This window comes from Mycobacterium asiaticum DSM 44297, assembly GCF_000613245.1.
Lineage (GTDB): Bacteria > Actinomycetota > Actinomycetes > Mycobacteriales > Mycobacteriaceae > Mycobacterium > Mycobacterium asiaticum.
On sequence record NZ_HG964937.1, the window covers coordinates 931,445 to 942,907 of the forward strand.

Here is an 11,463-nt window from a genome sequence, read left to right on the forward strand (position 1 = left end):
AGGTTGTAGCGGACGTGAGGAGACAGTTATGCGGGTGGTGGTGTGGTCGACCGGAGGGGTCGGATCGATCGCGATCGACGCGGTGCGGCGCCGGCCGGACTTGGATCTCGTTGGGGTATGGGTGCATTCGCCGTGCAAGGTGGGCCGGGACGCGGGCGAGTTGGCCGGTGGTGCACCCTTGGGGTTGGCGGCCACCGACGACGCAGACGCTCTGATTGCCTTGAAACCGGATTGCGTGGTGTATGCCGCCAGCGGCCCCGACCGCGACGGCGCCGCCGTGCCCGATTATCTGCGTTTGCTCTCAACCGGGATCAATGTCGTTTCGACGTCGTCGACGAGCCTGGTGTACCCGCCGTCTTATTTCGCCCCGGACTGGCGCGATCAACTCGAATCGGCGGCGCGGGCCGGTGCGGCATCGTTGTACGTGTCCGGCATTTTCCCGGGGTTCGCGTCCGACGAGATGGCCCTGCTGATGACCACGCAGTCGAAGAGCATCCGCACCGTCACCGTCAGCGAGGTGGCCCTCAACGATCACTATCCGGTGGCCGACGTGATGATGGACGGCATGGGTTTCGCTCGCCCGCTGGATTTCGAGCCGATGCTCAAGACGCCCGGCTTCATCAAAATGGCTTGGAAGGCATCGCTTTGCCTGATCGCCAGCGGGCTGGGCGTCACCATCGAGGAGGTGCGCGGCACGCTGGATCGTGAGTTGACCGACCGGGACATCGAAGTGGCATTCGGCACCATTCCCGCCGGCACCTGCGGGGCGGTACGAACTCGGGCGGCCGGGGTGGTCTACGGCCGCGAAGCGATTGTGGTCGAGCACGTGATCCGGATGGCGCGCGACGTCGCACCGGACTGGCCCACGTCCGACTGCGACGCGACTTACCGGGTCGACATCGAGGGTGACCCGGACATTCACTGCGTGCTGACGTTGGGCGCGGCGGAGGGGCACGGCGCCGGGCGCGCGGCGATGGCCGCCACCGCCATGCGGGTGGTGAATGCGATCCCGTATGTTGTCGAGGCGCCGGCGGGATTGCTGAGTTCGTTGGATTTGCCGACGACCTTGCCGCGCCACGCTTTTGAGTAGGGGGGGCGCGCGTGGGCCCCGCGGCTCGCGCCCTTAGGCGAGCTGGACTCGGCCGGTGATCAGGTCCATGATCGGCTTGCCCGGGGCGAAGGAACCGGTGATCGACGCCATCGCGTGGCCCTGGTCGACGTTGAGCGTGATGCCGTTCACGGACGCCGCGGCGTCACTGTTCAACATGATCATCGCCTTGCCGATGTCCTCGGGCGTCAGGGTTTCGCTGCCGGTGTCGTCACGGTAGTCCTGGGCGAAGGTCAGCCACAGGTCGGCGTTGGCGCGGGCAAGCGGCGTATCGGTCGGGCCCGGGCAGACCGCGTTGATCCGAACGCCCTTCTTCTGGAAGTGGTAACCCTGCCAGGCGACGTAGCCGTTGATCGCCTTCTTGCTGAACCCGTAGTGGATGATGCCCTGCGCCTCGCGCTCCTGGCACCAGTCGTGTGCCGCCTTGTAGTCGGGCGTGGCCAGGAAGTCCTGCACGAGTTCCAGGTCGTTCTCCCAACCCATGCCGGCCACCGACGAGATGAAGCAGATGGCCGCACCGCGCTGCAGCAGGTCCTTGGCGAACAGCCGCTCGATCAGGTGCCGGTGTCCGATGAAGTTGACCCGCATCAGCTTCGGGCCGTCCGCCACACCGGCGGCGGAGAACAGCTTGTCGACCTGTCCGTCGAGTTCGTCAACCGCTCGGTCGATCGAATCCTGATCGCTGAGGTCCAGCGAGATCACCCCGTCGACCTCGAAGTCCACCGGCGCATAGTCCATCACCGTGACGTGCGCACCGAGAGACTTCGCGAGTTGCGCCGCCGCGGCGCCCATACCGGTCGCGCCGCCGACCACCAGAACACGCTTTCCCTGGTAACCCAACAAGTCTGACGCCGTTGTCATCTCATCCCCTTTTTCCCTGGTGGTTCGTGCACCGACGTTACAGTATCCGGACCAGATGTAAGTTTCAAACCCGCGGTTGACCTCCGTCGCGGGTCCCACGTAGCGTACGTGAGACAAATATTAGGTCGGCTAGGAGTGGCCTTGTTCACGCTGCGGTTCGACATGCGGGCCCCGGTTCTCGGGGGTGACCCGGCGGAGTTGTATGCCGCAGTTCCGGAGATGTGCGCGTGGGGTGAAACCCATGGCTGCCTGGCCGCCGTGCTGTGTGAACACCATGGGTCCGACGACGGCTACCTGCCCTCACCACTGTTGCTCGCGTCGGCGATCGCGGCGCGCACCGAGCGGCTGGCGCTGACGCTCATCCTGATCTTGCCGTTCTACGACGCGGTCCGGCTGGCCGAGGACATCGCCGTGCTCGACATCGTCAGTCGTGGCCGGGCGTCCTACATCATGGCGCTGGGATATCGGCCCGAGGAATACGAAATGTTCGGGCTGGGTCTGGCTGACCGCGGGCGACTGGCGGACGAGAAGCTGGACCTGCTGCGCCGCCTGCTTGCCGGGGAGACCGTGGTGCAAGACGGGCGGCGCATCAGGGTGACGCCGCAGCCGCTCACCCAGGGCGGTCCGGGGATGATGTGGGGTGGCGGCAGCGTGGCGGCGGCCCGGCGGGCCGGCCGCTACGGACTGGGCATGCTGGCCAACGCCAACGTGCCGGGCATGCGCGAGGCGTACGAGTCGGCGTGCCGCAAACACGGCCACGAGCCGGGGCCCGCGTTCTTCCCCGACCGCAATACTCCCTCGGTCACCTTTGTCGCCGACGACGTGGAGCGGGCCTGGTCGGAGCTCGGCGAGCACTTGCTGCACGACGTGCGGACCTACGCCGCCTGGAATCCCGGTAACGAGACTTCTGCAGGCTTTTCGCACGTCTCGACGATCGACGAGCTGCGCGAAACCGGAGAGTCGCACGTGATCATCACGGTGGAGCAAGCGATTTCATGGGTTCGCGCCGGAAAAGTGTTGACCCTGTCGCCCTTATGTGGCGGCGTGCCGCCAGAAGTGGCGTGGCCTTATCTGAAGAGGGTTGGTGAGGTCGTATTGCCCGAGGCCGCACGCCCGGTAGCCGCGGAGAGTGTATGACATCTACCGAGATCTATTACGACCCGTTCGATTTCGACATCGACGATGATCCGTACCCAATCTGGAAGCGGATGCGCGATGAGACTCCGCTGTACTACAACCCCAAGTACAACTTCTACGCGCTGAGCCGGTACGAGGACGTTGCCCCAGAGCTGACCAACTGGGAGACCTACCGCTCGGGCCGGGGCACCACCATGGACATCATCATGAGCGGGGTCAAAGTGCCGCCCGGGGTGATCCTGTTCGAGGATCCGCCGCTGCATGACCTGCATCGCCGTTTGTTGTCAAGGGTTTTCACGCCCCGGCGAATGGAGGCGATCGAGCCGCTCACCCGGGATTTCTGTATTCGTGCACTCGACCCGCTGGTGGGCTCGGGGCGTTTCGACTTCATCGAGAACCTAGGTGCGATGATCCCGATGCGCACCATCGGCTATCTGCTGGGCATCCCCGAAGACAACCAGGCGAACATCCGTGATCGCGGTGGACGGGCAATCAACCTCAGGGAGGGCGCGTTCCGGGCGGTCGATGAGGATCTCTTCGAGAAGAGCTACGAGGTGTTCGCCGAATATATCGACTGGCGCATGGACCACCCGTCCGACGATCTGATGACGCAGCTGCTCAACGCAGAGGTCGAGGAGAACGGTGTCACCCGGCGGTTGGAGCGGACCGAGGTGCTGATGTACACCAGCATGATCGCCGGGGCCGGCAACGAGACGACCACCCGCCTGATCGGGTTCATCGGTCAGCTGCTCGCCGAGCACCCGGACCAACGCCGCGAGCTCGTGGCGAATCCGGCGCTGATTCCGATGGCGATCGAGGAGGTGTTGCGGTACGAGGCGCCATCGCCGGTGCAGGCCCGGTATGTGGCCCACGACGTGGAAAGCCACGGCACCGTGATTCCCGAGGGCTCGATCATGTTGCTGCTGAACGGATCCGCGAACCGCGACGAGCGCAAGTTCGTCGATGGCGAGCGGTTCGACATTCATCGGGGCGGCGGTCATCTCAGCTTCGGACATGGCCTGCACTTCTGTCTGGGTTCGGCGTTGGCCCGCATGCAGGCGCGGGTGGCGCTGGAAGAGGTGCTCAAGCGCTGGCCGGACTGGGAAGTCGACTACGCCAGCGCCAGCAAGGCGCACACGAGCAGCGTGCGGGGCTGGGCCAAGCTGCCCGTCGTGACCGGATGAGGTTTTTCCGGCCTGGCTACCCGAGCTGATCAATCAACACCGCGCCCTCGGGTCGGTTACCGAGGGTTTGCAGTTGCAGCGCAATGCTTTCGGCCTGCGCGGTGAGCCGCAGCACCTGGGCCAGTTCGCCGGGCGCATCGCACTGCAGGTAGTGGTCGGCTGTCGGCATCACCCAGTAGCGGCTTCGGCCGGGCATGTTCCGTAGATACTTCTGCCAGACGTGGTTCGCCACCCGCAGCGGTGCGACGGTGTCGTGGACGCCCCAGACCAGGCTGACGTTGACGGGAAGTTTGGCTAGTGCTTCTAGCCAACGCTTTTCGTCGGCGGCGCGCTCGTGTAGATACTGGATCGTGTCGGGCAGCACCCGCATTCCGTCGTTGTAGGTGAAACACTTGGCCAGCGCTGCGATTTCGGGATTCTCCAGGGTGCGGCGCGGCATGAACGTGGTGAACCCCAGACCGGCGGCCAGCATCTCCGGGGTGGTCTCCGCGGCCGTGGCACGACCCGTCGCACTGTCGAGCAGTGCGGTCTGGAATGCGGTGAGGTTGGACAGCGGCAGGTAGATGTTGGAGTTGGTGATGATGACATCGGTCGGCAGCGCCGACTTTTCCGCAAGCAGACCCAGCGCGATCATGCCCACGCTGCTGCCGCGATCGTGGGTGATCATGCGGAAGTCGGTCAGGTTCCACACCTCGGTGATGGCATGGACGAGCAGCCGCGCGTCGTCGTAGAGCGAATAGACGTAGGGCTGGGGCGGCTTGTCGGACACGCCATAGCCGGGGAAGTCCAGCGCGAAGATCTCGAACTCCTCGCTGAGTTCGCGGGCCAGGGGGTAATAGTCGATGCTGGAGGTCGGGAAGCCGTGCACACAGACCAGCGGGGGTGCGCCGGGTGTGCCGTAGCGCCGAAGGAAAACGGTGACCTCTTGCCTATCATTGGCATCAGTGGTGGACCGCCACTGCAATTCCGCTCCGCCGCTGTTCCATTCCACAAAAACGTCCATGGTGTCGGCCTTTCTGGGCTAGGTGAGCGGGAAGGTCACGGGAACGTCACGAGGGCCAGCAGCAGGGGCAACTGGTTTCCCTTGAGTTCAGGTGTGGCGAGTACCTCCGGGCCGAAGAATGAGCCACTCAGGTAGTTGTCGGCATTCCACACCCGTTCCGCATTGACCTGTCCTTGATAGCTGAAACCTTCCATCACGTACGGCAGGCCATCGGCTTCTAGCAGCGAAGGTCCGGTCATCAGCTGAAAGTGCAGGTGCGGGGCGTTGGAGTTGCCGGTGTTACCCAATTTGGCGATCTGCTGCCCCTTTTTTACTTTGTCGCCCGGTTTGACCAGCAGTGAGCCCTGGATGAAGTGGGCGTACATGGCGTACACACCGTCGCCAATGTCGATGATGATGTGGTTTCCGTCAACGTTTTCCACGGTCAGCTTGGCGGCCAGAGCTGGTTCGGAGGCGGGCAATATGCCCGGCACGTTGGCCTCGACGTTGTCCAGGGTGGAAACGACGGTGCTGTCAGCGACGGCGTACACCGGTGTTCCGTAGCTGACGAAGCTCTCGTTCCTGGTCCGGTCACCTTCGTAGAAGTTGCCCTGGTCGTTCATGCGCATCCAGTCGATGGCGAAGCGCTGACTGTTGTTGAGTTTCATGTTCACCGGCAGGATGGCGTCGCGGTGCGCCCAGCCCGGCTCGCAGCAGCCGTTGAAAGCGACCCAATTGTTGCCACGCAGCGGGGAAGCGATGAGCCGTGGCATCCCGGCCGAAATGTTGAACGGCGCGCCCAAGGTGTCGATGGGGCTCGGCTGGCTGGATGCGCCCGGATTCGTGACGCCCGTGCCGTGCAGTCGCAGCATCACGGCTTTGGGGAAGTCAGATAGGTTGTCCAAGCGGAAATCGATGAGCAGTGAGCGCGCTGATTGCGGCGGGATGGTCACATCCGGTGCGGGAGCGGCCGGCACCAGACGCAGCCGGTTGCAGTTGCCGTAATTGCAAGCGGGATCGACCAGCGCCGGCCCGGTAAAGGAGGCCAGCACCTTGTTGTGATCCCGGGCGTCGACGACGTCCACACCGGTCAGGGTGGCGGGCGCGGCGGTCGAGTTGGTGACCTGCACGTCGAAGGCCAGGTGGTACTTGTCGTCGGTGCCAGGGAAGGGAAAGGTCGGCCGGCTGATCGGGTTTACGGTCAGCGGGGTGAACGCGTCCGGGACCGTGATGCCGGCGAGCGGGTCCGTGGGAGGCGGGGGACTTGCGGTGCCACCGGGTTGCTTCGGCGACGATGTGCAGGCGGCGGTGGCGAGCAGTATTCCAAAGAGCGCCAGACTTTTCCGGTGAATTGCTCGGTGTCGCCGCCGCCGCTTCGCCATATACAGTGCCTCCCTTGTCAGCCCGGCTGAGCATAGTATCCCGAGTCGCTGATGGGTCACGACATGAAATCGCTACGCAAAAATAACGATAACGAATCTCCAAGCCACCACCGTGCCGCGCGAAAATCGTGCGCAGGCAAAGTACGACCGACCGCAGCCACGGAAGAAAAGCGAATTCTGACAACCATGAATGGCGATACCGGTGCGGGGATAGGGGGATCGTGCTCAAACGGTTCCGTGCTGCACTGGTCGTGGTGGCCGCTTCGTGCCTGGGGGGTGGCTTCGCCGCGGCGGACCCTGGAGGCGTCGCGAGCGTGACGGCGGCCGCATGCGAACAGCGGACCTTGGTGCTGACCGCGTTTCCCGCCGAAGCGGATGCGGTGCTGGCGCACACCATGCTCGACGCGAACCCCGTTAGCGTGTACGACAACCAGTATTATTACCGCGGTTCGATTGCCGGCAAGAAGGTGATCGTCGCGATGACCGGCATCGGGATGGTGAACGCAACACGCGTCACCGAGGCCGCGCTGGTCCGCTTCACCTGTGCGTCGTCCAACATTGCCATTGGGGGAGTGATCTTTTCGGGGGTGGCCGGCGGAGCCGGCCGTACCAGCATCGGCGATGTCGCGGTGCCCGCCCGGTGGACCGTCGACAACGGCGCGACCTTCGCGGCGGTTGATCCCGGCATGCTTGCCGCGGCGCAAACACTGGCCGTCAACCTCAGTGGCGTCAACAATCTGGGAAACCCGATGTGCCTGTGCCGTCATGTGCCGACGGTCAAGCTGATCGATCTCAAACGCCAACCGCAGTTGTTCGTTGGCGGTGACGGGTACAGTCACGATTCCAACAACGGGCAGGCTTTTCCGTGTGTGCCCAACAGCGGGGACGTGTTCGGGTGCCAACCGTGCAGCGCGCCTGGGCGGTCGCTGCTGTACACCGGCAACTTTTTTCAGGCGATCGGTCCGTGGGTGGCCAAGGGTTTGCTCAGCAACCTGAACATTCAGACGGCGGAGAACCCGGCCTTCGACGCGGTGGACCAGGAGACCGGTGCCGCTCTGGCGGTTGCGGTAGCACACGGCGTGCCGTTCCTCGGTATCCGCGGCATGTCGGACGGACCCGGAGATCCGCTGGGGCTACCGGGTTTTCCGTTTCAATTCTTCTTCTACAAGCAGATCGCCGCGGAGAACGCCGCGCGGGTGGTTGCGGCGTTTTTGGGGAACTGGGCTGGTGCCTGATTGGCCCGGGGAGAGCCTAGGGTAGTCCGGGGGAGCCTAGGGTAGCCCGGGGGAGGATATGCATCTTTGCCCGGCTTGCAGGGACAATGTCGCTGAAAGCCTTTCAGCAGCAGCAACTGTCGATAGTTTGTCGCTGAAAGCCGGGCAAAGCTCACCTGCCCAGGCGACGGCAACACATACATCGGCCGCCAGCTGGCCGGAACGCCGCGCAGACCACGGCTCACTGTGACGAATCTTGACGACGCTACGCTTCATTCCCGCGGGCTACGGGGTGTCCGGGATCCGAACTCCACTCCGACCACGACCCCGGGAACAGCGCCGCGTCGTGGCCGGCGGTGGCCAACGCGGCGATCACCACGGTGGCGGTGACGCCCGATCCGCAGTAAGCCCCGACGGGGACGGCCGGATCGATGTCGTGCTCGGACAACAGACGCGCCAGCCCCGCATCGTCCAGGAATGTCCCGTCGGAGGTCAGCAACGTCGCAAACGGCAGGTTCCTTGCGCCGGGAATGTGCCCACCGACCGGGTCGACGGTTTCGGAGTCACCGGTATAGCGCTCCGGTGCGCGCGCATCGAAGAGCGGCACATCGCCCGCGCCGGCTTGCTCGGCCGTCAAGGTTGGCCGGCTTCCGGCATACAAATCCTTCTGCGGCACAGTCACATTACCGGGCTGCGGGTCTACCGCGCCGGTCTCCGCAGCGCCACCGGAGGCTCGCCACGCGGCCCACCCGCCGTCCAGGATGCGCACGTCGGGTAGACCCGCCGCGGTCAGGACCCACCAGGCCCGCCCGGAGCCGGCCCTATTCCAGTCGTCATAGACCACTACCGGCACATCTTGGCGAACTCCCCAGCGCCGCAACGCCTCTTGCAACTTGTCCCCGGATGGAAGGGGATGGCGTCCACGCCCGGAGATGCTGTGATCGCTCAGCTCGTCCTCCAGGGACACATACACCGCCCCGGGTATGTGACCGTCCAAGTAGGCGGGGCGGCCGTCGGGAACATCGATCCGCCAGCGCACATCCAGTATCGCCACCGGTTCACCCGACTGAATGCGGTCGGCCAGTTCGGCGGGCGTGATGAGCACAGCGTCGCGAGAATTCATCGGTCCACCGTATCCGGCACGGCGTAGGCTGCTGACGGGTAGCGCGGCGAAAGGGAGCCGGGATGGGCAACACGTATCGGGTCGCGCATGTCGGCACCGGATACACCGGGTCGATCGCGCTCAGACACATCCTGCGCGCACCGCACCTGCAACTGGTCGGTCAGTTGGTGCACAGTCCCGAGAAGGTGGGGCGCGACTCCGGTGAGCTGGTGGGAGAACCGCCGGCCGGGGTGCTGGCGACCGACAGCATGGCGGATTTCCTGGCCCTGGACGCCGACTGTGTGAGCTACTTCGGCGCGGTCGCCGGCCGCGCGGGCAGCGCCGTCGTCGACGATCTGTGCGGCATGCTGGCCAGCGGCAAGAACATCATCATCCCGTCGTTTCCGCCGTTGTTCCACCCCGCATCGCTTGACGACGCCACCCGAGAGCGGCTCGACGCGGCCGGCCGTCAAGGTAACAGTTCGCTGCTGGCGACGGGGATTGCTCCCGGTTTCACCAGTGACATGCTTGCCGTGCATGCCGCCAGCATGTGCGGCCATCCCACAAGCGTTGTTGTCCACGAACGTATTCCGGTCGGGTCCTACAGTGTGCCCGGATTCTTTGCGATGCTGGGATTCGGCCGCACGCCCGAGCAGGATGCGCAGTTGTACCCACCGGGGGCGATGGTTCCGCACCTCGAGCCGCCGCTGCGGTTGCTGGCCCAGGGCCTGGGGATGGCGGTCGAGGCGATCCACGAGCACCGCGACGTGGCGGTGGCCGACCGCCATTACCGCTTCGCAGCCGGTGAGATTCCGCCGGGCACCATCGCCAGCGTGCGGATGAGCTTCGACGTGATCGTCGGAGGTCAACCGCGCATCCATTATTCGTCGATCTGGTGCATGCCCGAGGAGCCGGTGGAGGACTGGCAGCCTGCAATCCCGAGCGGCAGCCCCAGCCGTCGGTTCACCCGCATCACCGTCGAAGGGGATCCGCCTGTGCAGCTTGATTTCTCGCTCAACGGCGGCGACCTGCCCGGATCGGCGGCCACCGCGGCCCGGGTGGTCAACGCGATCCCGGCGGTGCACCGCGCGAGGCCGGGTCTGCTGAGTTCGCTCGACCTCGTCGTCGGCGCGAGCGCGGTCGGATGAGGAGAAGGCAGTGCCGATTCGCTGCCTGCTTGCTGGCGCGCTGGCCCTCAGTCTCCTGACGGCAATCCCGGCCGTGGCGTTACCCGACACGATGTGCACCCTGACGACGCCGGTGCAGGAAGTGCAGAGCCTGTCGCAATTGCCGCCGAAGCTAAGGACGCTGTTACCGCCCATCGCCGACATCGGCGCGCCGTTCAACAAGACGGATTCGGTCGACGACCCGAATCTGCCCTTCCGGCGCCTGATTCGGGCGGGCAGCCGCGGGGATGACTGGTTTCTCTGGTACGAACACGGCGGCGCGGGTTATTTCTGGCAGGCCGTAGTCGCGCAGGTGCCGGCTAACGGTCCGGCGACGGTACTGGCCGACGCCGGAACGGTTTCCGACGCGCTGTGCGCCTTCACCGACGGCGTCCTGGCCGGGCAGGTCCCGCCCTACCCGGCGGGTACCTGGGCCGCCGGCGCTCTTTGAGTCACAAGTCGGCCAGGGCCTGCAGATTATCCAGGTAGTGCTGCAACGAAGTGTGGGCCAGGGTGACGCCGACTCTGGTGGCGCCGTATTCGATCGCTTCCCCGATGAGATGACGTGCGCGGTCGGGTTCGTCGAGCGGGTCCAAGCGGCCCGGGGCGCCCAGCACCACCTCGAAATCGGGCGGAAGTTCGAAACGTCTCAACCATTTTCGTGCCTGCTCCAACGAGACGCTGAAGGGTGTCCAGCCGTCGGCCAGTGTGACCGCTCGGCGTAGTGAGCGCAGCGTGCGGCCGCCGACCCAGATGGGAACGTGCTCCTGCACCGCACACGGGTCGACCACCATGCCGCCGAACGAGTAGTACTCGCCGCGGTAGGCCGGTTCAGGTGCCGACAGCGCGACGCGCAGCGCACGAAGGGCGTCGTCGCCTCGCGGTCCTCGGTCCTCGAACGGCGCACCGATCAGCTCGAATTCTTCCCGGAGCGACCCGACACCGACCCCCAGAATCAACCTGCCGTTGCTGACCTTGTCCAGCGTGCCGTAGCGCTTGGCGATCTCCAGCGGATGGTGATAGCCCAGCACCAAGACGTTGGTGGCCAACCGGATTCGTTGTGTCCGCGCGGCCAGATACCCGAAAGTCGCCAGGGGATCCCAATAGCGGGTTCCGCGGCGGCCCTGTTCGCCTGCGGGCAGCGCGATGTGCTCGCTGCAGGTCAGGTGGTGGTAACCGAGGCGGTCGGCGGCTTCGGCGATCTTGGCCACGTCCTCGATCGTGGCATCGATCTCCCAGTCGGCACTGACGCCGGGGAACATCGTCACCACGGGTGTCGAGATGGACAGCTTTGCCGCCGACGTGCTCATCGCGCTAGATTCTAACA

General features: G+C 65.1%; 11 protein-coding genes. 6 read left to right on the forward strand and 5 right to left on the reverse strand.

The window, feature by feature from the left end; genetic code table 11:
* Positions 1-28: 28 nt before the first annotated feature.
* Positions 29-1,090, forward strand: coding sequence for an NAD(P)H-dependent amine dehydrogenase family protein (locus BN972_RS14700; RefSeq protein ID WP_036359129.1), 1,062 nt, complete (start codon positions 29-31; stop codon positions 1,088-1,090).
* A 33-nt stretch (positions 1,091-1,123) separates the two neighbouring features.
* On the opposite strand, the gene BN972_RS14705 is transcribed toward BN972_RS14700, so the two are convergent.
* Positions 1,124-2,026, reverse strand: coding sequence for an SDR family oxidoreductase (locus tag BN972_RS14705; protein ID WP_342351929.1), 903 nt, complete (start codon positions 2,024-2,026; stop codon positions 1,124-1,126).
* Between the two features lie 84 nt (positions 2,027-2,110).
* Between BN972_RS14705 and BN972_RS14710 the strand changes: the two genes are divergently transcribed.
* A complete protein-coding gene (locus BN972_RS14710) occupies positions 2,111-3,106 on the forward strand; it encodes an LLM class flavin-dependent oxidoreductase (RefSeq protein WP_036360911.1) in 996 nt (331 codons plus the stop codon).
* Complete coding sequence (locus BN972_RS14715) at positions 3,103-4,290, forward strand: cytochrome P450 (protein ID WP_036359135.1); 1,188 nt, start codon at positions 3,103-3,105, stop codon at positions 4,288-4,290. The genes BN972_RS14710 and BN972_RS14715 overlap by 4 nt, the downstream gene beginning before the upstream one ends.
* A 16-nt stretch (positions 4,291-4,306) precedes the next feature.
* Here the strand turns inward: BN972_RS14715 and BN972_RS14720 are convergent, their stop codons facing one another.
* Together BN972_RS14720 and BN972_RS14725 are read right to left on the reverse strand one after the other, a co-directional pair.
* Positions 4,307-5,293 (reverse strand): alpha/beta fold hydrolase, encoded by a 987-nt coding sequence (locus tag BN972_RS14720; protein ID WP_036359138.1) that lies wholly within the window; start codon positions 5,291-5,293, stop codon positions 4,307-4,309.
* Positions 5,294-5,328: 35 nt separating this feature from the next.
* Positions 5,329-6,654, reverse strand: coding sequence for a M23 family metallopeptidase (locus tag BN972_RS14725; protein WP_036359142.1), 1,326 nt, complete (start codon positions 6,652-6,654; stop codon positions 5,329-5,331).
* Positions 6,655-6,908: 254 nt separating this feature from the next.
* Between BN972_RS14725 and BN972_RS14730 the strand changes: the two genes are divergently transcribed.
* Entirely contained in the window at positions 6,909-7,889 is a 981-nt protein-coding gene (locus BN972_RS14730) for a phosphorylase family protein (RefSeq protein WP_235192459.1), read from the forward strand.
* Between the two features lie 244 nt (positions 7,890-8,133).
* On the opposite strand, the gene BN972_RS14735 is transcribed toward BN972_RS14730, so the two are convergent.
* On the reverse strand, positions 8,134-8,991 hold the full coding sequence (locus tag BN972_RS14735; RefSeq protein WP_036359145.1) for a sulfurtransferase: 858 nt from the start codon (positions 8,989-8,991) through the stop codon (positions 8,134-8,136).
* 62 nt (positions 8,992-9,053) lie between these two features.
* Between BN972_RS14735 and BN972_RS14740 the strand changes: the two genes are divergently transcribed.
* On the forward strand, positions 9,054-10,118 hold the full coding sequence (locus BN972_RS14740) for an NAD(P)H-dependent amine dehydrogenase family protein (RefSeq protein ID WP_036359148.1): 1,065 nt from the start codon (positions 9,054-9,056) through the stop codon (positions 10,116-10,118).
* A 10-nt stretch (positions 10,119-10,128) separates the two neighbouring features.
* On the forward strand, positions 10,129-10,587 hold the full coding sequence (locus tag BN972_RS14745) for a hypothetical protein (protein ID WP_235192460.1): 459 nt from the start codon (positions 10,129-10,131) through the stop codon (positions 10,585-10,587).
* Position 10,588: 1 nt separating this feature from the next.
* Here the strand turns inward: BN972_RS14745 and BN972_RS14750 are convergent, their stop codons facing one another.
* A complete protein-coding gene (locus BN972_RS14750) occupies positions 10,589-11,446 on the reverse strand; it encodes an LLM class F420-dependent oxidoreductase (RefSeq protein WP_036359152.1) in 858 nt (285 codons plus the stop codon).
* Positions 11,447-11,463 lie beyond the last annotated feature (17 nt).